Annotated in this window: 20 protein-coding genes; 13 read left to right on the forward strand and 7 right to left on the reverse strand. The window is 73.1% G+C overall.

Annotated features, from left to right (window positions below):
• Positions 1-119: 119 nt before the first annotated feature.
• Together BI06_RS10605 and BI06_RS10610 are read right to left on the reverse strand one after the other, a co-directional pair.
• Complete coding sequence (locus BI06_RS10605) at positions 120-3,824, reverse strand: SdrD B-like domain-containing protein (RefSeq protein ID WP_051740639.1); 3,705 nt, start codon at positions 3,822-3,824, stop codon at positions 120-122.
• Between the two features lie 82 nt (positions 3,825-3,906).
• Entirely contained in the window at positions 3,907-4,710 is an 804-nt protein-coding gene (locus BI06_RS10610) for a helix-turn-helix domain-containing protein (protein ID WP_043467187.1), read from the reverse strand.
• Between the two features lie 240 nt (positions 4,711-4,950).
• Between BI06_RS10610 and BI06_RS10615 the strand changes: the two genes are divergently transcribed.
• Positions 4,951-5,610 (forward strand): DUF4097 family beta strand repeat-containing protein, encoded by a 660-nt coding sequence (locus BI06_RS10615; RefSeq protein ID WP_030397784.1) that lies wholly within the window; start codon positions 4,951-4,953, stop codon positions 5,608-5,610.
• A 101-nt stretch (positions 5,611-5,711) separates the two neighbouring features.
• Here the strand turns inward: BI06_RS10615 and cydC are convergent, their stop codons facing one another.
• The 4 genes from cydC to BI06_RS10635 all read right to left on the reverse strand — a co-directional run bounded on the left by cydC (position 5,712) and on the right by BI06_RS10635 (position 11,828).
• Positions 5,712-7,421, reverse strand: a complete 1,710-nt coding sequence (cydC, locus tag BI06_RS10620) for a thiol reductant ABC exporter subunit CydC (RefSeq protein WP_037782455.1) — start codon at positions 7,419-7,421, stop codon at positions 5,712-5,714.
• Between the two features lie 89 nt (positions 7,422-7,510).
• Entirely contained in the window at positions 7,511-9,307 is a 1,797-nt protein-coding gene (cydD, locus tag BI06_RS10625; RefSeq protein WP_051740641.1) for a thiol reductant ABC exporter subunit CydD, read from the reverse strand.
• Between the two features lie 82 nt (positions 9,308-9,389).
• Entirely contained in the window at positions 9,390-10,472 is a 1,083-nt protein-coding gene (locus BI06_RS10630) for a cytochrome d ubiquinol oxidase subunit II (protein WP_051740642.1), read from the reverse strand.
• 60 nt (positions 10,473-10,532) lie between these two features.
• A complete protein-coding gene (locus BI06_RS10635; RefSeq protein ID WP_043467190.1) occupies positions 10,533-11,828 on the reverse strand; it encodes a cytochrome ubiquinol oxidase subunit I in 1,296 nt (431 codons plus the stop codon).
• Between the two features lie 248 nt (positions 11,829-12,076).
• Here BI06_RS10635 and BI06_RS10640 point away from each other — a divergent pair, with 248 nt between their 5' ends.
• The 12 genes from BI06_RS10640 to BI06_RS50530 all read left to right on the forward strand — a co-directional run bounded on the left by BI06_RS10640 (position 12,077) and on the right by BI06_RS50530 (position 22,817).
• The gene (locus BI06_RS10640; RefSeq protein ID WP_043467193.1) at positions 12,077-13,000 is read left to right on the forward strand and encodes a LysR family transcriptional regulator; all 924 of its coding nucleotides are present in this window, start codon (positions 12,077-12,079) and stop codon (positions 12,998-13,000) included.
• Between the two features lie 249 nt (positions 13,001-13,249).
• A complete protein-coding gene (locus BI06_RS10645; protein ID WP_030397790.1) occupies positions 13,250-13,573 on the forward strand; it encodes a 2Fe-2S iron-sulfur cluster-binding protein in 324 nt (107 codons plus the stop codon).
• A complete protein-coding gene (locus BI06_RS10650) occupies positions 13,573-14,838 on the forward strand; it encodes an NAD(P)/FAD-dependent oxidoreductase (RefSeq protein ID WP_030397791.1) in 1,266 nt (421 codons plus the stop codon). Before BI06_RS10645 ends, BI06_RS10650 begins: the two co-directional genes overlap by 1 nt.
• 332 nt (positions 14,839-15,170) lie before the next feature.
• Positions 15,171-15,659, forward strand: coding sequence for a PhzA/PhzB family protein (locus tag BI06_RS10655; protein WP_030397792.1), 489 nt, complete (start codon positions 15,171-15,173; stop codon positions 15,657-15,659).
• A gap of 36 nt (positions 15,660-15,695) precedes the next feature.
• Positions 15,696-16,871 carry a 3-deoxy-7-phosphoheptulonate synthase gene (locus tag BI06_RS10660; protein ID WP_030397793.1) on the forward strand — a complete coding sequence of 392 codons (1,176 nt, stop codon included), beginning with the start codon at positions 15,696-15,698 and terminating at the stop codon, positions 16,869-16,871.
• A 92-nt stretch (positions 16,872-16,963) separates the two neighbouring features.
• Positions 16,964-17,587, forward strand: a complete 624-nt coding sequence (locus BI06_RS10665; protein ID WP_030397794.1) for an isochorismatase family protein — start codon at positions 16,964-16,966, stop codon at positions 17,585-17,587.
• On the forward strand, positions 17,584-19,584 hold the full coding sequence (locus BI06_RS10670) for an anthranilate synthase family protein (protein ID WP_082558402.1): 2,001 nt from the start codon (positions 17,584-17,586) through the stop codon (positions 19,582-19,584). The genes BI06_RS10665 and BI06_RS10670 overlap by 4 nt, the downstream gene beginning before the upstream one ends.
• 299 nt (positions 19,585-19,883) lie before the next feature.
• Positions 19,884-20,720, forward strand: a complete 837-nt coding sequence (locus tag BI06_RS10675) for a PhzF family phenazine biosynthesis protein (RefSeq protein WP_030397796.1) — start codon at positions 19,884-19,886, stop codon at positions 20,718-20,720.
• Positions 20,713-21,426, forward strand: coding sequence for a phenazine biosynthesis FMN-dependent oxidase PhzG (gene phzG / locus BI06_RS10680; RefSeq protein ID WP_082558403.1), 714 nt, complete (start codon positions 20,713-20,715; stop codon positions 21,424-21,426). Before BI06_RS10675 ends, phzG begins: the two co-directional genes overlap by 8 nt.
• A gap of 55 nt (positions 21,427-21,481) precedes the next feature.
• On the forward strand, positions 21,482-21,964 hold the full coding sequence (locus BI06_RS10685) for a PhzA/PhzB family protein (RefSeq protein WP_030397798.1): 483 nt from the start codon (positions 21,482-21,484) through the stop codon (positions 21,962-21,964).
• Between the two features lie 137 nt (positions 21,965-22,101).
• The gene (locus BI06_RS10690; protein ID WP_233290090.1) at positions 22,102-22,638 is read left to right on the forward strand and encodes a hypothetical protein; all 537 of its coding nucleotides are present in this window, start codon (positions 22,102-22,104) and stop codon (positions 22,636-22,638) included.
• A 23-nt stretch (positions 22,639-22,661) separates the two neighbouring features.
• Positions 22,662-22,817 (forward strand): hypothetical protein, encoded by a 156-nt coding sequence (locus tag BI06_RS50530; RefSeq protein ID WP_157855447.1) that lies wholly within the window; start codon positions 22,662-22,664, stop codon positions 22,815-22,817.
• A gap of 191 nt (positions 22,818-23,008) precedes the next feature.
• On the opposite strand, the gene BI06_RS10695 is transcribed toward BI06_RS50530, so the two are convergent.
• A complete protein-coding gene (locus BI06_RS10695; protein ID WP_043467196.1) occupies positions 23,009-24,184 on the reverse strand; it encodes a hydroxymethylglutaryl-CoA synthase in 1,176 nt (391 codons plus the stop codon).
• Between the last annotated feature and the right edge of the window lie 2 nt (positions 24,185-24,186).

Below are 24,186 nucleotides of genomic sequence, written 5' to 3' on the forward strand. Positions count from 1 at the left end.
GGCCCGCTTCCGACCGGTGCCCCGCCACCGTTCCGGGCCCGGGCGGACGCGCCAGTGGCGCCGCCCGAGGGGGCGACGCCACTGGTGGTGGTCCTGCTCTTCAGTTGTTCACCGGTGGATCAGCTGTGCCGTCCCGGGCGGCGGTAGGCGACCAGGCACAGGAGCAGTCCGCCGAGGACGGCGAGCCCTCCGAGTGCCGCGATCAGGCCGTCGGCGGCGGAGCTGCCGGTGTTCGGCAGCGGCTCGCCGGTCGGCCTGTGGGTCGGCCGGTGGGTCGGGGTCGGGACCGTGGACGCGGTGGTCGTGGTCGTGGCGGAGGGGGACGAGGACGTCGGGGACGCGGTCGGCGACGGCGAGGCGGTCGGGCTCGGCGACGAGGTGGGCGACGGCGAGGCAGTCGGGGACGGCGACGAGGTCGGCGACGGCGAGGACGTCGGGGACGGCGACGGCGACGGCGACGGGGACGAGGTCTGGAGGACGACGCCCATGTCGAGGTCGAGGTAGCGCTGACCACCGGAGAGGGTGACCGACTGGGTCAGACCCGTCGTCGGGTCGGCGTCCGAGTCCTTGGTCGGGTCGGTACCGGCGCCCCGGACGGTGACCTTGGCGCCCTGCGGGAGGGTGGTGAGGTCGAACTGCACCTGGTAGGTGCCGTCGGGCAGGTTGTCGAAGAGGTAGAGGCCGTTGGCGTCGGTGGTCGTGGTGATGGGGCGGCCGTTGGCGTCGACGACGGGCCGGCCGTTGCCGTCCAGCAGGTTGACCTTCACACCGGGGACGCCGGTGTCGCCGGGCTTCTGGATGCCGGAGCCGTCCTTGTCGACCCAGACGAAGTCACCGAGCGCGTTGTTGGCCGGCGGCGGGGGCAGGACGATGCCCATGTCGAGGTCGAGGTAGCGCTGACCACCGGAGAGGGTGACGGACTGGGTCAGACCGGTGGTGGGGTCGGCGTCCGAGTCCTTGGTCGGGTCGGTACCGGCGCCCCGGACGGTGACCTTGGCGCCCTGCGGGAGGGTGGTGAGGTCGAACTGCACCTGGTAGGTGCCGTCGGGCAGGTTGTCGAAGAGGTAGAGCCCGTTGGCGTCGGTCGTGGTGGTGACCGGCTGGCCGGCCTTGTCGCGCACCGGCTGGCCGTTCTCGTCCAGGAGGTTGACCTTGATGCCGGGGACGCCGGTGTCGCCGGGCTTCTGGATGCCGGAGCCGTCCTTGTCGACCCAGACGAAGTCGCCGATCGCGTTGTTCGGCTCGGTGACCCGCTTGACCGCGACGCCGACCTTGGCCGGCTCGGCGGGCAGCAGCTGCCGGCCCTCGTTGTCGGTGGCGGTGAAGGCGAAGCTGTTCCACGCGTACTCGGTCTCCGGCGCGTCGAACGGGGCGACCATCGGCCAGGTCAGGGTGAACGACTCGCCCGAGGCCATGGCGCCGGCGCGGTGGACGCGGAACCAGGTCGCCGTTCCCGGGGCGGGGAAGGTGGCGCTCCAGACCGCGTTCGTGTTGCAGCCGGTCCTGTCGACGAGCACGCTCTCGACGCAGGGGTTGGGGTCGGTGGTGTACTCGATCACCACGGTCGGGTCGCTGCTGACGATCGGCTCGCTCAGCGACGGCATCCAGGTGCTGCCGCGCTGGGCGTCCTGGGTGAGGACGTAGTTGTCGCCGGGGGCGGGCAGCTTGTCGTAGGCGATGAAGTCGGTGACCGGGTCCGGCGAGTCGTTGCGCACGGTCATCCGGTAGGAGATGTGACCGCCGGGGGTGGCGGTGCCGATGCTCAGGTAGTCGGAGTCGAGGTCGCCCTTCACCTCCTTGAACGAGCGCAGCACGCTCGGCACGTCCACCTGGATCTTGGAGGAGGCGTGGCAGAGCAGCTCGGTGGTGTTGCCGTTGCCGTTGAGGTCGAGCACGTCCGGGGTGCTGCCGCTGTCGGAGCCGGAGAACATGCAGGAGACCGGGTTGGTCGGCTGATCAACAGTGACGTAGACGTCGTTGGTCAGCTCACCGGAGCGGATGCTGCTGGCGACCTGGACGTCGAAGAGCATCCGGTAGGCCAGCGGGTCGTGCAGGTAGGTGGAGTCGGGCGCGCCGGCCGGCCACTGCATCCTCAGCAGCTGGCGGCCGTCGGGGCCGGGGGTGACGGTGATCGACTCGGGGGCCTTGGCGTCCGGGTAGTTCGGGTCCGGGCGGGCGGAGCCGTCGATGTAGACGACGCCGGGCGGCAGCAGGTCGAGCAGGACGAGCGGGCGGTCCAGGTCGCGGGCGCTGCGGTTGTAGGGGATGACCTGGAAGGTGGCCGTGCCGCCGGGGGCGGACAGCTCGCCGGAGACGGTGGTCTTGGCCGCGCCGAGGTTGGTGGCCTGCGTGATGGTGGTGCTGGCGCAGGAGTTGGCGTTGGCGTTGTTGGTGCCGTCGGTCGCGGAGGTGTCGACGCAGTTGGTCAGCGGGACGGGGGCGGCGCGCCCGTCGTGGCCGGGGGTGGCGACCTGGGTGACCAGCTGCACCGCGTTGCCCGGGCTCCAGCCGGTGGGGATGGGGCCGTTCCAGACGAACTGGAGGCCGTCGAGCCAGCGGCCGGCGGGGATGCCGAGGACGTCGTTGGCGGGGTCGCCGGCGCCCTCCGCGAAGGTGATCCGGCGGTTGGCGGCGCCGTTGAACGGGGTGCCGGGGCTGAAGGTCAGCCAGGTCGGGTCACCGTTGAGCCGGTACTGGAAGGTCAGCTGGATGCTGGTGGGGTTCCACGGCTCCAGCTGGAGCGACTGGGGGAAGATCCAGTTGTAGAGGCCCTCGGTGGTGCCGGCGCCCGGGTCGGTGATGGTCAGGCTGGTGGCCGGGCCCGAGGTGTTGGTGGCCGACAGGCTGAAGCTGTTGAGGTCGCCGGAGACGACGGTGTCGCGCCACACCTTGCTGGCGGTCACCGCGACACCGGTGGCCGGGGGCTGGAACTGGCCGGTGGTGGCGGAGGCGGAGTCCAGCGTGGTCTCGGGGTCGGCGCCGAGCGGGTCGCCCAGCAGGTCCACGTTGTTGGTGGAGGTGGTGCCGCTGGGGAAGTCGGCCTCCGGGTAGTACACCACCAGCGCGCCGGGGTTGCGGCAGCCGCCGCGGCCGTTGCCGGAGACGAACGGGCCGATGTCGTAGCCCCAGGTGTTGGGGCCGGGGGCGACCTGGGTCCAGCCGGGCGAGCGGCCGGTGTCGACCACCGCGCCGGGCGGCAGGGTGTCGAGCAGGCGGCTGGTGTCCAGGTCGACGTTGGGCACGTTGTCGGTGGCGCACGGGCTGAACTGGTAGGTGACGGTGCGCCCGTCCTGGCTGCTGGTCTGGATGCCCTTGGTCACCGTGTACTGCGGCTGGACCTCGGCCTTGGTGTTGGCGCTCGCGTTCTGCGAGGTCTCACCGGTGGCGCTCATGGTGGCCGAGTTGGTGGAGGTGGTGCCGTTGGCGGTGGAGAAGTTGGGGTACTTCATGACCACCGTGATGGTGGCGGTGGTGCCGGGGCTGAGGTTCTGCAGCTTGATGTCCATCGTGCCGCCCATCGCGCCCGTCGCGGGCACGGTGGAGGCGGCCTGGTCGACCGAGGAGGGGTCGGGGGTCCAGCCGACGAACTGCATGTTCGACGGCAGGGTGTCGAGGATCTGACCGCCGGTGCACTCGTTGATCGAGCAGGTGTACCGGAGGGTGTAGGTGACGTTCTCCCCCGGGGAGACGGTCGCCTTGTCCACGCTCTTGGTGAAGGAGATGGCGGCCTGCGCCGGTGGGGCGATCAGGCCGCTGCCCAGGAGGGTTCCTCCTAGGAGGGCGAGAACCGAGACGATCCGCCCGGTCCGGAAGGGAATACGCATACCGGACAGTTGATCCGACCGTTCGTCACACGGCCGGGCGACGCGAGGGCGGGTGACGGCGTTTCACCTTGTCAGACGAGCGTCAAATCCCATCGTCCGTGTCGGGCGCTTTCGAGGCCGGGGCCGAGGCGGCGACCGGGGCCGGGAGCGGGGCGGCGGCGGCCGGGGCCGGGTTCGCACCCGTGTGGAGGACGTCGCGGGCCTGTTCGGCGGAGCGGCTGATGCTCTCGCCGACGAAGTCCATGAAGCGCGCGATGTTCTCCAGGCGCACGGCCGCCGGGGTGCCGGTGCCGAGGACGCCGACGCCCTCCCGGGCGGTCTCGGCGAACCGGGCGTGGGCCTGGGCGGCGGCGACCATCGACTGGTACCAGACGTCGCCGTCGACGACGTAGCGCTCGCGGCGGCGCTCGTCGCGTTCGCGGCGGACGAGGCCGTGGGCCTCCAGGAACGCGATCGCCTTGGAGACGGACGCCGGGCTCACCTGGAGGCGCCGGACGAGTTCGGCCGCGGTGACGCTGCCCTCGTCGGTGGTGAACACGCAGGTCAGGACGCGGGCCATCATCCTGGGCAGGCCCTGCTGCATCACCAGGGTGGTGAACACCTCCTCGTACGCGCGCACGGCCTCCGGGTCGCGCCCGTGCGCGGCCGGCTCGGGCGGCTGCGGCCCGCGGGGGGCGGCCTGCCGGCTCCGGTGGGCGCGGCGCTCGGTGGCGCGGTGGGCCACGTCGGCGCGGTAGGCGGTGGGGCCGCCGTTGCGCATCACCTCGCGGGTGACCGTCGAGGTGGGGCGGTCGAGGCGCCTGGCGATCTCCGCGTAGGCGAGGCCGTCGGCCACGCCGAGTGCGATCTGCTGGCGTTCCTGCTGGGTGAGTCTGCCTCCCGGCACCGCGGTCTCCCTTCGTGTGGTCCCCGGCCTCCGCAGCATAGCGTTCATGCACCGTCAATGCAACGATCCATCGTGCTGACGTTGCGTTGAAATGGGATTCGTTGCAACGATATTCACTCTCTGGCCTGCGGCAATGGCAGTTTTACGCAACAAGGCTATTGATGTATGTGCGAACGCAACGTAGCGTTCGTGATGTCAGAAAGCAGCACGGACACAGCGACCACGCAGGAGAGCAGCATCATGGAGAAGTTCGCCACCACCGCCCCGATCACCGCCGTCGTCGACCTGCCGGCCGGCCGGGTCCAGGTGATCGCCGCCGACCGCGCCGACGCCACCGTGGAGGTGCGGCCGGCCGAGGCCGGCCGCGGCCGCGACGTCCGCACCGCCGAGCAGACCGCCGTCGGCTTCCAGGACGGTGTCCTGCGGATCGACACCGTGCCCGGCGGCCGACTGGTCGGCGCCGGCGCCGTCGAGGTCACCCTCCAGGTGCCGGCCGGGTCCCGGATCGAGGTGACCTCCGAGAGCACCGAGCTCCGGGCCGTCGGCCGCCTCGGTGACGTCGTCGTCCAGGGCGCCTACCGCCGGATCAAGATCGACGAGGCCGACAGCGTGCGGCTGACCGCGGTCGACGGCGACGTCGAGGTCGGCCGGCTCAACGGCCCGGCCGAGATCAGCACCTCCCGGGGCGCCATCCGGATCGCCGAGGCGGTGCGCGGCGCGGTGGTGCTCCGCACCGAGTCCGGCGACATCGAGGTGGCCGCCGCGGCCGGGGTCTCCGCCGCCCTGGACGCCGGCACCGGCCACGGCCGGATCAGCAACAGCCTGCGCAACGACGGCGCCACGGCCCTCGACATCCGCGCCACCACCTCCTACGGCGACATCGCCGCCCGGAGCCTGTGACCGGCGCGGGTGCGACCGGGGAGGACGCGACCGGCCCGGGTGCGCGCGGGAGCCGGGTGCCGCCCGCGGCACCCCACCCGCCCCCCGGCGGGCGGGGCGGGTCAGGACGCGGCCGCGGCCGGTGCGGCGCCCGGCACCAGCCGGCCGGCGCACAGGGTCAGCACCTCGTCGACGGCGTCCAGGGCGGCGTGGTCGTGGGTGACCAGCAGCGTGGTGCGGCCGCGGGTCGCGTCGAGCACGTCGGCGAGGACGGCGGCGGCGGTGTCCGGGTCGAGGCCCTCGGTCGGCTCGTCCAGGACCAGCACCGGCGGGTCCGCGAGCAGCGCGCGGGCGAGCAGCAGCCGCCGTCGCTGACCGCCGGAGACGGTGGCGCCGTCCCCGCCGAGCATGGTCTCCCAGCCCTCGGGCAGGGAGTCGATCCAGTCGAGCAGCCGGGCCCGGCGGGCCGCGTCGCGGAGCTCCTCGTCGGTGGCGTCGGGGCGGGCCAGCCGCAGATTGGCGCGGATGGTGGTGTGGAAGACATGGGCGTCCTGGGTCATGCCGGTGATCGCCCGGCGGACGTCGGCGCCCGCGCAGTCCCGCAGTTCCCGCCCGCCGACGCGGATGCTGCCGCCCTCGTAGGGGAGGAACCGCATCATCGCCGCGATCAGGGTGGACTTGCCGGAGCCGCTGGCGCCGACCAGCGCCACCCGGCGGCCGGGCGGCAGCCGCAGGCTCACACCGTCCAGCACGGCCGGGCCGTCGGGGCGGTGACGCACCCGCAGGCCGCTGATCTCCACGCCGAGCGGTCCGTCGAGGGGGAGCGGGGCCGGGTCGGCCGGGTCGGTGACCGGGGCCGGGGTGTCCATCAGGTCGGCGAGCCGGCGGGCCGAGGCCCAGACGTCGGCCAGTCGGCGGGCGGCGGTGGGCAGCCCGGCGAGGGCGTCGAAGGAGACCAGGGCGAGCACCGCGAGCACGGTGAGCTGGACGGCGGGCAGCCCACCGTCGGCGTGCGCGCGCAGGCCGAGCCAGGTGACCCCGACCGTGGCGGCGGCCTGGAGCAGCAGGACCACGGCGGAGGCCAGCGAGGTGGTGAGCGCCCGGCGCTCCTCCAGGGCGGCGATCCGGGCGGTGGCCGCCGAGGTCCGGGCGTGGGCGCGGCCCCGGGCGCCGTACGCGGCGAGGTCGGCCGCACCCCGGGTCAGGTCGACGGTGAGCGCGGCGAGTTCGGCGCGCGCGGACTTCTCGGCGCGGCCGTCCCGGCGGGACAGCGTGAGTACCAGGGCGGGCACCACGAGCCCGGCGAGGGCCAGCAGCAGCGCGAGCAGCAGTCCGGCCGGCGGGAGCAGCACCAGCGCGGTGCCGGCGGCGGCCGCGGCGACCAGGACGGCGGCGGTGACCGGGATCAGCACCCGCAGCAGCAGGTCCTGCGCGGCGTCGACGTCGTCGACCAGCCGGGTCAGCAGGTCGCCGCCGCGGAAGGCGGGGGTGCCGGCCGGGGCGAGCGGGACGAGCGCCTCGTACACCCGGGCGCGGAAGTCGGCCACGGCGCGCAGCACGCCGTCGTGCCCGAGCAGGCGGTCGGCGTAGCGCAGGGTGCCGCGGCCGAGGGCCAGGGCGCGGACGGCGACGATCGCGACGGCGACGGCGGCGATCGGCGGCTGTTCGGCGGCGCGGGTGATCAGCCAGGCGGCGGTGGCCATCAGCGCGGCGCCGCTGAGTTCGCTGCCGGCGGCGGCGAGCACGGCGGGCAGCAGCCGGCGCCAGTGCGGCAGCAGTTGCCGCAGCAGTCGGAGGGTGGGGTGGGAGCCGGGGGCGGTGCGGTCGGGCATCGGAGCTCCGGGGGCGAGCGGTCGGGGCGCGGGGGCGGCGCCCGGGGGGACGGCGGCCGGGGGGACGGCGTCCGCGGCGGCCGGGCGGGTCATGAGCGGACCAGCCCGGTGAGGCCGGCGGCGGCCGGGCGGGACGGGGCGGGTCCGACGGTCCCGTCCCGCACGGTGAGGATCCGGTCGGCGTGCGGCAGCAGGCCGGTCCGGTGGGCGACCACGATCGCGGTGCGTCCGCGCATCAGCTCGGCGGTGGCCCCGGTGACGGCGGCCTCGCTCTCCGGGTCGAGGTGGGCGGTGGGCTCGTCGAGCAGCAGGACGGGCGCGTCCTTGAGGAAGGCCCGGGCCAGGGCGGTGCGCTGGCGCTGGCCGGCGGAGAGCCCGGCGCCGTGCTCGCCGAGGACGGTGTCGTACCCCTGCGGCAGTGCCGCTATGAAGCCGTCGGCGCAGGCCGCCCGGGCGGCGGCCCGGACCTCGGCGTCGGTGGCGTCCGGGCGGCCGAGGCGGATGTTGTCGGCGACCGAGGTGGCGAACAGGTGCGGGCGCTGCGGGACCCACGCCACCTGGGCGAGCCAGGCGTCGGGGTCGAGCGCGGCGAGGTCGGTGCCGTCGACCAGGACCCGGCCCGCACCGGGGGTGACGAAGCCGAGGAGGAGGGCGAGCAGGGTGGACTTGCCGGCGCCGCTCGGGCCGACCAGGGCCAGGTGCTCGCCGGGGTGGACGGTGAGCGAGACGTCGGCGAGGGCGGGTGCGGCGCGGTCGGGGTGGTGGACGGTGACGCCTTCGAGGCGCAGCCGTGCGGTGCGGGCCTCGGGGACGGGGGCCGGGGCCGGGACCGGGTCCTTGACCAGGAGCCGGGCGGTCGGGGCGGTGACGGCGTCGTCCGGGTCGCCCGCGCCGTTCGCGCGGTCCGGGTCGCCCGCGCCGTTCGCGCCGCCGGTGTCGTCCGCGTCGTCCAGGAGCGCGAAGACCCGCTCGGTCACCGCGATGCCCTCGGCGCTGTCGTGGAAGGCCGCGCCCGCCGCCCGCAGCGGCAGGTAGGCCTCCGGCGCGAGGAAGAGCACGACCAGGGCGGTGCGCAGGTCGAGCGCGCCGTCCAGCAGCCGCAGGCCGACCGGGACGGCGACCAGCGCCACCGACAGGGTGGCGACCGTCTCCAGGACGAGGGAGGAGAGGAAGGCGACCCGCAGGGTGCGCATGGTGGCCCGCCGGTGCGCGTCGGCCATCTCCCGCACCACCCGGGTCTGGTGCCGCTCGCGGCCGAACGCGCGCAGGGTGGGCAGCCCGGCGACGACGTCCAGGAAGTGGCCGCCCAGCCGGGCCAGCAGCCGCCACTGCCGGGCGGTGCGCTGCGCGGTGTGCAGGCCGACGAGCGCGCCGAACACCGGGATCAGCGGCAGGGTGATCACCACGATCAGCGCGGAGGTCCAGTCGGCGAGGCCGAGCCGGACGACCACCACCAGCGGGACGACGGCGGTGGCGGCCATGGTGGGCAGGTAGCCCGTCAGATAGGGGTCCAGGGCGTCGAGGCCGCGGGTGAGCAGGGTGGCGGTCTCGCCGTGCCGGCCGGCGGCCAGCCGCCGGGGGCCGGTGTCCCGCAGGTGGGCGGTGAGGCGGTCGCGCAGGTCCCGCTTGGTCGCGGCGGCGGCGCGCTGGGCGAGGGCTCCCCGGGCCCAGGCCAGCAGGGCGCGCAGGGCGAGGACGGTGCCGAGCGCGACCAGCGGGCCGGTCCACCGGCCGCGCCCGGCGAAGCCGTCGGCGAGCAGGTCGGCCAGCAGTTCGGCCTGGCCGAGCACCAGCCCGGCGCCCAGCAGGGCGAGTGCGGTGGACATGGTCAAGTGGCGCCGGAGCGCCGGGATCTCGCGCCGCAGGCGGCGTTCGGCCGGCTTCATCCCGTGGTCCCTCCGTGGTCCGCCAGGCGGTCGGACGCCGCCGGCCGGCAGCCGCGGTGGGCTGCCGGCCGACGGCGGTCGGTCAGAAGTAGCTGGGGTGGCGCCGGCCGGTGCGGCCGCGGAACGCCCACCAGCTCCAGCCCTGGTAGAGCAGGATCAGCGGGACGACCACCACGCCGAACCCGATCAGCACCTTCAGCGTGGCCCCGTCGGCGACGGCGTCGTCGACGGTGATCCCGCCGCCGGCGGAGGCCGACAGCAGGTAGGGGTACTGGCCGGCCCCGATCAGCAGCACCGGCAGCGCGGTCGCCAGGCAGGTGGCGGTGAAGGCGAGGGTGTCGCGGCCCCGGCCGAGGAACCACCAGCCGGCCGCGAGGGCCGCCACGACCAGGGCGAACAGGACCACCGAGGTCCCCGTCCTGGTCATCGAGGCGCCGGCCCCGAACACCGAGAGCAGCAGCGCCAGGGCTCCGGCGGCGCCCGCCGCGGCGAGCAGGGTGGCGCCCAGGCGCCGGGCGGCGGTGGCGGTGCCGGGCTCCGAGCGGAGCGCGACGAAGGCCGCGCCGTGTCCGGCGAAGAGCAGGGCGGTGGCCACCCCGCAGGTCAGCGCGAACGGCCCGAACACGTCGCCGGCGCCGACGTGGAAGGACCCGTCGGCCCGGCGGGGCACGCCGTGCAGCAGCAGGCCGACCACGATGCCCCAGCACACGGCGGGCAGCGCGCCGCCGAGCACCACCAGGGCGTTCCACACCTTGGCCGCCCGCGCTCCGCGGGAGCGGCCGCGCAGCTGGATCGCGGCGTTGCCGAGCACCAGGCCGGCCAGGATCGCCACGATCAGCGGGTAGAGGCCGGACAGCAGGCTGCCCTCCAGGTGCGGGAAGGCGCCGAACATCACGCCGGCGAAGGCGACCAGCCAGACCTCGTTGCCGAGGAAGAACGGCGCGATCGCGTCGAGCGCGGCGTTCCGCCCGTCCGGTCCGGTGCCGGTGCCGATGCCGGATCCGGCCCCCGCTCGGGCGGCCGGACCGGCGTCGGGCCGGGGACCCGCGTCGGCGGAGCCGAGGAACGGGGACAGCATCTGGGCGCCGTAGTCGTAGCCGCCCAGTACGAAGTAGCCGGCGAGCAGCAGGCCGAGGAGGGCCAGCCAGAGGGTCTCCAGGCTCATTTAGCCCAACCTTCCGTCACGTCAGAGGAGTTCATCGCGGTGCGGGAGCGCTCGGCCCGCTCAGAAGGCCGGGACCGGCTGCTTCTCGTCGGCGCCGCCCGCACCGGGCAGGTCGTCCGGGAGCGGGTCGCCGGCGCCGAGCTGGGCGCCGTCCGGGCCGCGGCGGGCGAAGCGGGTGATCAGCGTCCAGTTGGTCACCGCGAGGGCGAGGAAGATGGCGATGAACACCGCGCAGGACACCACCAGGGAGCCCCTGCTCACGTTCGAGACGGCGTCGTCGACGGTCAACTGGCCGTAGACGAGCCACGGTTGGCGGCCGATCTCGCGCACCACCCAGCCGCCGACGGAGGCGATGAAGGGCAGCGGAATGATCGCGGTCATCAGGTAGGCGAGCCAGCGCTTGCGCACCAGCAGGTCCTTCAGCAGCAGGAAGACGGCGATGAAGGTGATGGTCGAGACCGTGTTGCCGAGGATGGTCATCAGGTCCATCGAGTTCTTCACCCAGGACGTCCAGGGCAGGTAGTCCCCGGGACCGTGCGCGGCGACCTCCTGGGCCTGCGCCGCGGCGAGGTCGGTGCCGTTCAGGATCGCGGCCTTGATCGGCTGGGTCTTCTCGATGACCGGGACCTGGAGGTTGCCCACGATGATGACGAAGAAGGAGGAGAGCATGCTCACCCAGACGCCCAGGCGCAGCGAACTCCGGAAGAGCTCGGTCTCCTTGGTGCCCTTGGCGAAGTGCCAGGCACTGATGCCGGCCACGAAGATGCCGCCGGTGGTGAGCGCGGCGAGCGCGATGTGGGCGAGGGCCACCTGGGCGTTGGCGTTGGTGACCAGGGCCCAGAAGTCGGTCAGGTAGGCGACGCCGTCGCGCACCTCGTAGCCCACCGGGTGCTGGAGGAAGCCGTTGGCGACCAGGATCCAGAACGCCGAGAGGTAGGCGGTCAGCGCGACCAGCCAGATCAGCGCGACATGGATGCCGCGCCGCATCCGGCCCCAGCCGAAGATCCACATGCCGAGGAAGGTGGACTCGGCGAAGAAGGCGATCAGGGTCTCCAGGGCCAGCGGCGCGCCGAAGACATTGCCCGCGAACTTGCTCAGTCCGCTCCAGCTGAGTCCGAACTGGAACTCCATGACGAGGCCGGTCACGATGCCGACCGCGTAGTTGATGACGTAGAGCTGGCCCCAGAAGCGAGTCATGCGCTCCCGGACCGCGCGTTTGGCGAGGTCGCGGGTGTACGCGGCCCGGGTGTGCATGATCGCCACGATGGGGACCAGCCCCATGGTGAGGATGACGAACAGCCAGTGCACGCTGGTGGTGGCCGCGAACTGGAGTCGGGCCAGATCCGCAGCGCTCATGATGCGACCTTCCTGGGGGGCGGTTGGCCTCCGGGTCGGCGGACGGATGAGGGAGTCGGGGAAGCGGACGCGGGGAGCGGACGCTGGGAAGGGGAGGGTTCCTCGCTCGCGTGTGCAGGTGGCGGGCATCGCTGCCCGCCACCTGCGCGACGAACCCCGCCGCTGACGGTAGGCGAGGATTGCTTATGCCTTCCAAGACCGGTTTTGCTATGTGTGCATAACCCGCCGGACATGAGCAGAGGTGAACCGTGGATTTGCTGCAACTCCGCTACTTCCAGGCCGTCGCCCGTTTCGAGCACATCAGCCGGGCCGCCGAGGAGCTGAACGTGGCCCAGCCCTCGCTCAGCCGCACCATCGCCCGGCTGGAGGCCGAGCTGGGTTCGCCGCTCTTCGACCGGCAGGGCCGGCGGATCCGGCTCAACCAGTACGGCGTGGTGTTCCTGCGCCACGTCGACCGGGCGCTGAGCGAGCTGGACGACGGGCGCCGGGCGCTGCGCGAGGCCAGGGAGACCGGGCTCGGCCGGGTCGGTGTCGCCTCCGAGACCCTGCTGACCGTCGCCCATCTGATGGGCAGCTTCCGGGCCGCCTTCCCGGGCGCCGAGGTGCGGCTCTTCCAGTCGAACGTGGAGGAGATGGACCGGCAACTGCGGGCCGGCGAGGTGGACTTCTGCGTCGCCTCGCAGCCGCTGACCGCCGCCAACCTGGACTCGGTCGAACTGCTGCGGGAGGAGGTGCTGCTGGCCGTCCCGCGCGGGCACTGGCTGGACGGCCGGGAGAGCGTGACGATCGCCGAGATCGCCGACGAGCCGTTCGTCACCACCCGGCGGGGCAACTGGCAACGCGCCCTGCTGGAGCGGCTGTTCGCCACCGAGGGGCTCACCCCGAAGCTGTCCTGCGAGGGCGACGAGCCGGGGGCCAGCCAGGACATGATCAGCACCGGGCTGGGCATCGGCCTGATCCCGGCGATGTCCCGGCTGGCGGGCACCGACTCGCACGTCCCGGTGGCCTGGGTGCACGTGGCCGCGCCGAACTGCTACCGGGTGCTCACCCTGGTCTGGAACCGGGACGCCTACCAGTCCGAGGCGGCCCGCCGGTTCCGCGAATTCACGGTCAGCAGGCCGCTCATGACGCACCGTCGGCCGGATCCGAGGCTCGGCCGGGAGTCGGTCTGAGCCGCGCCGGCGCCCCGAAGATCGATCCTGGCGTGCCCCGGACTCCTTTGCTACGCTCAAAAGCGCTGCCGTGTCCTGGCCGAGGGCTTCGCGTGTCCGAATGGCCGGTATGAGATGGCGGGTTGGCAGGATCGACGTTCCTGCGGCAACCACCGGCGGCGCCGTCCTTCCTCCATTCACCCACTTGACCGGTGCCATGTGTCGGCGTGCCCCTGTGCGCGCGCCCGGGCGCCATCGAGGAGTTCCGTCATGCCCAAGATCACGTATGTCGCCGTGGACGCGGCCGAGCGCACGATCGACGTCCAGGCCGGCACCAGCGTCATGCGCGGGGCCGTCTTCAATGACATCGACGGCATCGTCGCCCAGTGCGGCGGGAATCTGCAGTGCGCCACCTGCCACGTCTACGTCGACGAGTCGACGCTCGACAAGCCGGAGCCGATCCAGCCGAACGAGAACGAGATGCTGGACTTCACCGCCTGCCCGCGCCGTCCCAACAGCCGTCTCAGCTGCCAGCTCACGGTGACCGAGGCGCTGGACGGCCTGATCGTGCACCTGCCCGAGCGGCAGAAGTGATGGCCGAGGGAGCCCACCCCGACTCGGTCGTCATCGTCGGCGCCGGCCAGGGCGGCTACCAGACGGCGGCCTCGCTGCGTGAGCACGGCTACCGCGGACGGCTCGTCCTCATCGACGCCGAGGACGAACTCCCCTACGAAAAACCGCCCCTGTCCAAGGCCTACCTCAAGGGGGAGGCGGACGAGGCACAGCTCTGGCTGCGGCCGGTCGGCTACTACGCGCGGCAGTCGATCGAACTGGTCGCCGGGTCGGTGACGGCGGTCGACCCGGCCGCCCGCACGGTCCGGCTGGCCGACGGCTCGGAGTACGAGTACGGCCACCTGGTGCTGGCCACCGGGGCCACCCCGCGCACGCTCGGCGTGCCGGGGGCCGGGCTGCGCGGCGTGCACACCCTGCGCACCGCGCAGGACGCCGCCGCCCTGCGTACCTCGCTCGGTGCGGCCCGGCACGCGGTGGTGGTCGGGGCCGGGTTCATCGGCCTGGAGTTCGCCGCGGCGGCCCGCCGGGCGGGCTGCGAGGTGACGGTGGTCGAGGCGCTCGACCGCCCGCTGGCCAGGGTGGTCTCGGCCCGCACGGCCGAGCACTTCACCCGGCTGCACCGGCGGGAGGGCTCCCGGCTGGTCTTCGGCCAGGGGGTCGCCGCCCTGCACGGCGACGAGCGGGGCGCGGTCGCGGCGGTGGAGCTGGCCGACGGCGCCCGGCTGCCGGCCGACCTGGTGCTGGCGGGGATCGGGGTGATCCCGCGCACCGGTCTCGCGGCCGCGGCCGGGCTGCGGGTGAGCGGCGGCATCGTCGTCGACGCCCGTCTGCTGACCAGCGATCCGCACATCTCGGCGATCGGCGACTGCGCGGCGTTCCCGCAGGTGCGCTCGGGCAACCGGCTGCGGCTGGAGTCCGTGCAGAACGCGGTGGGGCACGCCGAGCTGGTCGCCGCGCGGCTGACCGGCGAGAGCCGGGGCTACCGCGAGCTGCCGTGGTTCTGGAGCGACCAGTTCGCGACGACCGTGCAGATCGCCGGCCTGGACGAGGGCCACGACACCGAGGTGGTGCTCGGCGAGGACCCGGACGCGTTCTCGGTGCTGCTGTTCCGCGGTGGCGAGCTGCAGGCGGTGGAGTCGGTCAACCGGCCCACCGACCACCTGGCGTCCCGGCAGCTGCTGGACCGGGGGATTCCGCTGAACCCGGCCGAGGCCGCCGCCCCCGGCTTCACGCTCCGGGAGCACCTCGCGAGCCACCGGGGGGAGCCCGCCGTGCCCGTGGGCTGACCGGACGTCCGGTTGGCCGATACTCGCCGGGCCGGGCCCGGCCTGCGCCTCTGTCGCGCCCGCGCCGCCGCACCGCGGCGCGGGCGCCCGGCAACGGAACAAAGGATTCCGAAAACATTGGCCCCACTGCTTTCAAAAGTGCGGCCGAAGAACAACCGTTTTTTTATCCCCGGACGGTTTTCGGCCATGCCCGGGGCGGGCCCGCCGGGTCCGAACCTTCACAGTTAGTTCATAAGCCGCTGTTGCGGAAACATCTGCCGGTGAGGCAGGATTCAAACAAGATCGCTTGCTTGCTCATTCACTCGTCCGAATAACAAACAGGGGATACCACCGTGCCTGAATCCGTCAGCCCGCAGGGATTCACCGACGAGGCCGAGCTGCGCCGCCTCAACCGGGCCGTCGTCGAGCGGTACATGAAGACCCTCGGCCAGGACCGGCTGAGCCGGCACGAGCTCTTCACCGAGGACGGCGTGGGCGGCCTGTGGACCACCGACACCGGTTCCCCGGTGGCCACGCACGGCCGGGACCGCCTCGGCGAGCACGCCGTCTGGTCGCTCAAGTGCTTCCCGGACTGGGAGTGGTACAACGTCGAGATCTTCGAGACCCAGGACCCGAACCGCTTCTGGGTCGAGTGCGACGGCCGCGGGAAGATCGTCTTCGGTGACTATCCCGAAGGCTGGTACGAGAACCACTTCATCCACTCGTTCGAACTGGAGAACGGGCGGATAACGCTGCAGCGGGAGTTCATGAATCCGTTCCAGCAGCTGCGTGCCCTGGGCATTCCGGTCCCCGAGATCAAGCGGACCGGTATACCCACCTGAGAAATCAATAAATAGACCGCCGGATCGGAGTACGTCGTGGAAGACGTTATACGGGAGATTCGTATCCGCGGGGCGTTGCAACAACCCGAATGGAGCGACCTACCCCAGGTCAATCGGGTGGGCGAGGCACTGGCCTCTCGCCCCGCCCTGGTCCAGCCGGACGACCTTGCGACCTTGCGAACCCTGCTGGGAAAAGTCGCGCTCGGAGAAGCGCTCGTGCTGCAGTCCGGGGACTGCGCCGAAGATCCGCAGGAGTGCACACGTCAACATGTGGCGCGGAAGTCCGCGCTGCTCGATCTGCTCGCGGGGACCCTCGGTCTGCGGACCGGAAAGCCGGTCCTGCGCGCGGGCCGTATCGCGGGGCAGTTCGCCAAGCCCCGTTCCAAGCCCACCGAAGTCATCGACGGGGTCGAACTTCCGGTTTTCCGCGGGCACATGGTGAATGGACCGGAGCCGGACCCGGAGATCCGCCGGCCCGATCCGCTGCGCATCCTCACCGGCTACATGGCGGCCGGTGACATCGTCGAGCACCTCGGCTGGCGCGACCGCGCGGCCGGCCGCGACGTGGTCGAACCCCTCGTGTGGACCAGCCACGAGGCGCTGCTGCTCGACTACGAGACGCCGATGCTGCGCGTCGACGACAAGGGCCGGCTGTTCCTCGGCTCCACCCACTGGCCGTGGATCGGCGAGCGCACCCGGCAGGTCGAGGGCGCCCACGTCGCGCTGCTGTCGCAGGTGGCCAATCCGGTCGCGTGCAAGGTCGGCCCCGGGATGGAGCCCGACGAACTGCTCGCGCTGTGCGAGAAGCTCGACCCGTGGCGCGATCCGGGCCGGCTCACGCTCATCGCGCGGATGGGCGCCGAGAACGTGGCCGACCGGCTGCCGAAGCTCGTCGACGCGGTCCGCGGCGCGGGCCACCCCGTGGTCTGGCTCAGCGACCCGGTGCACGGCAACACCGTCACGGCGCCCGGCGGGTACAAGACGCGCCTGGTGGAGACGGTGTCGCTGGAGGTGTCGCGGTTCGTCGAGGCCGTGCGCGGCGCGGGCGGCGTGGCCGGCGGGCTGCACCTGGAGACCACCCCGGACGACGTGACCGAGTGCGCCTCGACCGAGGCCGACCTCGGCTCCGTCGGCGACCGGTACACCTCGTGCTGCGACCCCCGGCTCAACCCGGCCCAGGCCGTCGCCGTGGTGTCGGCCTGGACCGTCTGATCGTCCGATCGGTCGGCCGTCACCGCGCCACATCCTCCGCACCGCTCTGCGCGCCCCACACCCGCCCGCGCATCAAGCAAAGAACCGGAGCCATGACCGGCATACCCCCCATTCAGTCGTACCCCTTACCGGCCGAGGGCGAGCTCCCGCCGGCCACCGTGTCCTGGACCGCCGAGGCGGACCGCGCGGTCCTCCTGGTCCACGACATGCAGCGGTACTTCCTGGAGTCCATCCCCGAGCGCACCAGGAACGAACTCGTCGGCAACACGGCGCTCTTGCGCGACCGCTGTGCCGCCCTGGGCGTCCCGGTCGCCTACACCGCCCAGCCGGGCGGCATGACCGACGAGCAGCGCGGCCTCCTCAAGGACTTCTGGGGGCCCGGCATGCGCCCCGCCCCGGAGGACCGCCAGGTGGTCGACGCGCTGGCGCCGGCCCCGCAGGACTGGCTGCTCACCAAGTGGCGCTACAGCGCCTTCTTCCGGACCGACCTGCTGGAGCGGATGCGCGACACCCGCCGCGACCAGCTGGTGCTGTGCGGCGTCTACGCCCATGTCGGCGTGCTGGCCACCGCGATCGAGGCCTTCACCAACGACATCCAGGTGTTCTTCGTCGCCGACGCCACGGCGGACTTCTCCGCCGAGTACCACCGGTCCGCGCTGAAGTACGCCGCCGAGCGGTGCGCCCTGGTCACCACCGTCAAGGGGCTGTTCGGATGACCCGCGACCTGCCCGGGACCCCCGGGCCCGACAGCGGTTCCGACCTCGGCCCCGACAACCGCCCCGACAACCGCCCCGACCTGGGGCCCGACCTGCTCGCCGAGGTGCTGGCGGGCCGGCCGGAGGCCTTCGCGCTGCTGCACCGGCCCGGTGCGGCCGGGGACACCGGTCCGGTGGTGGAGGTGCTGACCGGCTCGGTCGCGCTGCCCGCCACGCTGGCCGGCATCCCGCTGCCCGGCGCCGAGGAGGCCGCCGCCGCGGCACCCGTGGTCGGGGACCGGCACGAGGTGCTCGTGGTGGTCCCCTACCGGCAGCTCGCCGAGCGCGGCTTCGAGGCCGCCGACGACGGGACCCCGCTGGTGGCGATGACCGTCACCGGCCAGCAGCGGCTGCCGCTGGAGCGGGCGCTGGCCCGGATCCCGGACGTGGCGACCCCGCTGGCCGGCGGTGCCTTCGACGTCGACGACGAGGCCTACGGCGAGGTCGTGGGCCGCATCGTCAAGGAGATGATCGGCACCGGCGAGGGCGCGAACTTCGTCATCAAGCGCACCTTCGTCGCCGACATCACCGACTTCGGGCCGCTGAGCGCGCCTGCGCTGTTCCGCCGGCTGCTGGAGCACGAGAGCGGCGCCTACTGGACCTTCCTGGTGCACACCGGGGAACGGACCCTGGTCGGCGCCTCGCCGGAGCGGCACGTCAGCCTCCGCGACGGCACCGCGGTGATGAACCCGATCAGCGGCACCTACCGCTACCCGCCGTCCGGGCCGACCCTCGCCGGCGTGCTGGAGTTCCTGGCGGACCGCAAGGAAACCGACGAGCTCTACATGGTGCTCGACGAGGAACTCAAGATGATGGCCCGGATCTGTCCGGACGGCGGCCGGGCGGTGGGTCCCTACCTCAAGGAGATGGCCCGGCTCGCGCACACCGAGTACCTGATCGAGGGCCGGACCGATCGCGATGTGCGCGACATCCTGCGCGAGACGATGTTCGCGCCCACCGTGACGGGCAGCCCGGTGGAGAGCGCCTGTCGGATCATCCACCGGTACGAGCCGGGCGGCCGCGGCTACTACAGCGGGGTGGCCGCGCTGATCGGCCGGGACTCGGCGGGGGAGCGGGTCATGGACACCGCGATCCTGATCCGCACCGCGGACATCTCCGCACAGGGGCGGATCGGCATCGCCGTCGGCTCCACCATCGTGCGGCACTCCGACCCGGCGTCGGAGGCGGCCGAGACGCGGGCCAAGGCGGCCGGGCTGGTCGCCGCGCTCGACGGCGGGCAGCAGCAGCGTTTCGCCGGCCACCCGAGCGTGCTCAGGGCGCTGGAGTCGCGCAACGACTCCATCGCCGACTTCTGGCTCGCCGAGACCGCGTCCCGGGCCTCCGCCCGGCCCGAACTGGCCGGGCGCAGCGTGCTGGTGATCGACGCGGAGGACACCTTCACCTCGATGATCGACCAGGAGCTGCGCTCCCTGGGCCTGCGGGTCACGGTCCGCCGGTTCGACGAGGAGTACGCCTTCGAGGGTCACGACCTGGTCGTGATGGGGCCGGGGCCGGGTGATCCGCAGGAGGCCGCGCATCCCAAGATGCGCCATCTGCGGGCGGCGCTCGACACCCTGCTGGCCGAGCGCCGGCCGTTCCTCGCGGTGTGCCTCAGCCACCAGCTGCTCGGGCTGCGGCTCGGGCTGCCGATCCGCCGCCGCGCGGTGCCCAACCAGGGTGTGCAGAAGGAGATCGACCTGTTCGGCGGCGCCGAGCGGGTCGGGTTCTACAACACCTTCGCCCTGGTCGCCGAGGCGGAGGAGTTCGCCGCCGAGGGCGTGGGCCGGGTCCTGGTGAGCCGGGACCCGGAGAGCGGAGAGGTCCACGCGCTGCGCGGTCCCGGCTTCGCCTCGCTCCAGTTCCACCCCGAGTCCGTCCTCACCAGGGAGGGGCCGCGGATCGTGGCCACCACCCTGTCCGGACTGCTCGGTCCGGCGCGGGTCCCCGACCCCGCCTGAGCCGCCCGCCGCCCGGCACCGACGTCGGGCGGCCGGGCCGCCCCGGGACCGCCGGACCGGCGCTCTCCCCCGTGAGTGCCGGTCCGGCTCCCCCTGCCCGCCCGCGGCCGCGTCGCGATCCGGCGCGCGGCCCGGCGCACCGCGCTGTCCGAACGAGGCACACCCGCGCCGTCCGAACGAGGCGCACCCGCGTGCTCCGGCCGGACCGCACCCGCGCGCCCGGCGCCGGGGTGCGGCACACCCCCGCCGCCGAGCCGCGGCCCGCAGTCCCCATGACGAGAACGAGAGCGGGAGGACCCATGCACAAGTACGTCGTCGTCGACGCGTTCGCGCGCCGGCCCCTCACCGGCAATCCGGTGGCGGTCTTCTTCGGGGCCGACGACCTGTCCGGTGAGCAGATGCAGCGCATCGCCCGGGAGATGAACCTCTCCGAGACCACCTTCGTCCTCACCCCCAAGCAGGGCGCGGACCACCATGTCCGGATCTTCACCCCGGTGAACGAACTCCCCTTCGCGGGGCACCCGTTGCTCGGTACGGCGATCGCGCTGGGCGGGCACACCGAGGCCGACACGCTGCGGATCGAGACCGCGATGGGCGTCATCCCGTTCGACCTGGAGCGGGTGGACGGCCGGACCGTCGCCACCAGCATGCGCCAGCCGGTGCCGGTCTGGGAGCCGTTCGAGCGGGCCGAGGAGCTGCTGTGGGCGCTCGGCGTCACCTCCTCGACGCTGCCGGTCGAGATCTACCGCAACGGCCCCCGGCACGTCCTGGTCGGCTTCGAGAGCGTCGAGGCGCTGTCCAAGGTGGACCCGGACCACCGCGCGCTGGCCCGCTTCCCGGACATGGCGACCAACTGCATCGCCGGCTCCGGGACCACCTGGCGCAACCGCATGTTCTCGCCCGCGTACGGGGTCGTGGAGGACGCCGCGACCGGCTCCGCCGCCGGTCCCATCGCCATCCACCTGGCCCGGCACGGCCTGGGCGCCTACGGGCGCCGCATCGAGATCACCCAGGGCGTCGAGATCGGCCGCCCCTCGCCGATGGGCGCGCTGGTGCACGGCGAGGGCGACCGCGTCGACAGCGTCGAGGTCTCGGGCCACGGTGTCGTCACCATCGAAGGAGTGCTGCATGTCTGACCAGCCCGACCAGTCCGACCAGCCCGTCCGGGCCGCCGAGCCCGTACGGCCCGTACCGGCCGAGCGGAAGCGGTCCGAGTCGCTGACCGGCACCGTCGCGCTCGACTTCCCGGAGTTCCGCACCCCGCCGGCCGAGCCGATGGGCCTGCTGAACTCCTGGCTGGCGGCCGCGGCCGAGCACGGCGTGCGGGAGCCCCGCGCGCTCGCGCTGGCCACCGCCGACGCCCGGGGCCGCAGCTCGTCCCGGATCCTGGTGATCAACCGGATCACCGAGACCGGGATCGTCTTCGCCACCCACGCCGACAGCCAGAAGGGCCGGGAGCTGGCGGAGAACCCGTGGGCGTCCGGCGTCCTGTACTGGCGCGAGACCAGCCAGCAGATCGTGCTGGCCGGGCCGGTGCGCCAGCTGCCCGACGCCACGGCGGAGGAGCTGTGGGCGGCCAGGGCGGTGTTCACCCACCCGATGACCACGGTGTCCCGGCAGAGCCGGCCGGTGGAGGACCTCGAGCACTTCGAGGAGCTGCGGGCGAAGGCGCTGGAGCTGGGCCGGCCGCGGCAGCCGCTGCCCCGCCCCGCGTCCTACGTGGCCTTCGAACTCGTCCCCGACGCCCTGGAGTTCTGGGCCGACGGCACCGACCGGCTGCACGAGCGGCTGCGCTACGACCGCACCGCCGACGGCTGGGGGATCAGCCGGCTCCAGCCCTGACCCCCCGCACGGCCCGCCGCGCACCCCGACCGGCCCTACCCCCCGAGGAGATGTCATGACCTCGCCACAGATCTTCACCGACCACCACGACCTGCGCGCCCGCAACCGCCGGGCCGTCGAGCAGTACCTGGAGACCGGCCCGGAGGCCCGGCTGCGCCGCTACACCCTCTACACCGAGGACGGCACCGCCGCGCTCTTCTACACCGACATCGGCCGCCCGATCGTCGTCACCGGCCGGGAGAAGCTCAAGCGGCACAACGAGCTCTCGCTCGAAGTCCTGCCCGACTGGCGGTGGTTCGACGTCCACGTGTACGAGACCCAGGACCCGGGCCAGGTCATGGTCGAGTGCGACGGCGAGGGCACCATCCGCTTCCCCGGCTATCCGGAGGGCCACTACCGCAACCACTTCATCCACGGATTCACGCTCCGGGACGGCCTCATCGCCGCCAGCCGCGAGTACACCAACCCGATCGAGCACATGAAGTCGCTCGGCATCGAGACCCCGCACATCAGGCGGGACTGGATTCCCACCGACTGACCCGTCGGGCAGGGAGTCCGGGTGCCGGACGCGCGCGCGAAGGAGATTCGATGGAGTTCCACTCGTGTCCCAGGAACCACGGACGGGAGGTCCCCGCGGCCGCGGGGTCCGTCCTCTGCGGCCCGTGCATCAGGCAGTTGGAACACACCCTGCGGGCCCTCCCGGAGCTGCACCAGGAGTGCCTGCACCACATCCAGACCGAGCCCCGGCGGCGCAACCCGACCCGGGTCTCCGGGAGCCGTCGCCGGGACCGGCTGAACCTGTCCGCGATCGACGCCCGCAACAACATCGTGGCGATCCTGGAGTCCTGGTCGCGGTTCGCCGCCGAGCGGCTCGGCACCACCGCGGTGATCCGCTCGGTGCCGCACCTGACCCGGTTCCTCGACCGCCACCTGGACTGGCTCACCGCACAGCCGCCGGCCGCCGACTTCGCCGACGAGATCGAGGACCTGCGGCTCGAACTGCTCAACGCGATCGACCCCGAGGCCGGCGACCGCGCGGTGCCCACCCGGGCCTGCGTGGTGGACGGCTGCCCCGGGACGATCGACGCCTCACCGCAGCACCACAACGGGGGACGGACCAGCGTCGGCTGCTCGTCCGGACATTCATGGGGGATACGCGAATGGCTCACGCTACGGCACCTCTTGGACCAACCGCGAACGGCGGCCGTCTGAGCCGGCCGCCCAGACACCGGCTCGTGCCGACGAACGTGGCCGCGCTCGCCGCGGGCGTCTCGGAGGCGACCATCCGCAAGTGGGTCAGCCGCGGCAAGATCACCCGCTACGGCACACCGGGCCGCTCGGAGTTCGACATCCAGGAACTCACCGAGATCGCCCTGCGCCGCCGGTCCTGACCCGGTTCCGACCGGTAGCCGGTAGCCGGTGCCGACCCGGTGCGACAACCCCGCGGATCCATTGCCGGGCGGGCGGGAACACCGCCCGTCAACGGATCCGCGGGAGCTCCGGTACCGGCCGCCACGGCGGCCGGTGCGCCGGCGAAGGGGCCGGGGCTCTCCTGCTCGGAGAGCCCCAGCCCCTTCGCTTGTCAGCGCTTCTCGTAGATCCGCTTGTGCCCGCCGATGCCCGCCAGCCGGAACGGCCCGGTGGTCCCGGCCGGGGTCGGGTGGTCGCCGCCGTCGGTCGGGAAGCCCCACTCGTGCAGCTCGCGGTAGCGGTCGTAGCCGATCGGCTGCCGCCGCTCGACCGCCTCCCGGTGCGCCTCCGTCCGCAGGTGCTCCCGGTAGCCGGGCACCACCGTCCCGGCGAAGAACTCCGCGACGCTGCCCGAGCCGTAGCTGAGGAAGCCCACCGCCTGCCCGTCGAGGTCCTCCGCCCCGTCGAGCAGCGCGGCCAGGCCCAGGTACACCGACGCGGTGTAGCTGTTGCCGATCACCGCGTTGTACCCGGTGGTGCGCCCGAGGGCCCGCTCGACGGCGGCCTCGTCGGTGTCGCGCCCGGCGGAGTTCAGCAGGTGCCGGTGCGCCTTGTAGGCCATCTTCGTGAACGGCTGGTGGTAGCAGAAGGCGCCGAAGTCCTCCAGCGGCCGGCCGCCCTGCTCGGAGTAGTCCTTCCAGGTGCCCTGCACCGCCTGGAGGTAGGCGCCGATGGACTCCTGGCCGTCGACCAGCGCCGCGTCGCGGTAGTTCGGCCGCCAGAAGTCCATCACGTCCGCGGTGAACAGGCCCGAGGGGTCCTCGATCCGCACCAGCGCCGGGTCGGCGGTGACCAGCATCGCCACGGCGGCCGCGCCCTGGGTCGCCTCGCCGGGGCTGTCCAGCTCGTACTTGGAGACGTCGCTCGCCACCACCAGGACCTTCTGGGTGGGGTCGCGGTGGATCAGGCCGAGGGCGAACTGCAGGGCGGCGGTGGCCCCGTAGCAGGCCTGCTTGAGCTCGACCACCCGGGTCGCCGACGGCAGGCCGAGCAGCGAGTGCACGTACACGCCGGCGGCCTTCGCCTGGTCGATCGAGGACTCGGTGGCGAACACCAGGGTCCGGATCCCGTCCGTGCCGTGCCGGGCGACGATCGGCGCGGCGGCCGTCGCGCCCAGGGTGACGATGTCCTCGTCGGCGGCCGGCACGCTCATCGACCGCTGGCCGATGCCCGTGTGGTACTTGCCGACCGGGGTGCCGTTGTACTCCGCGAGCGCGGTGTGCGGCAGCACGAACTCGGTGGTCGCGAACGACAGATCGTGGATTCCGACAGTGGCCCCGTTGGACATAC

The organism is Kitasatospora sp. MBT66, from assembly GCF_000710405.2.
Taxonomy (GTDB): Bacteria; Actinomycetota; Actinomycetes; order Streptomycetales; family Streptomycetaceae; genus Kitasatospora; species Kitasatospora purpeofusca.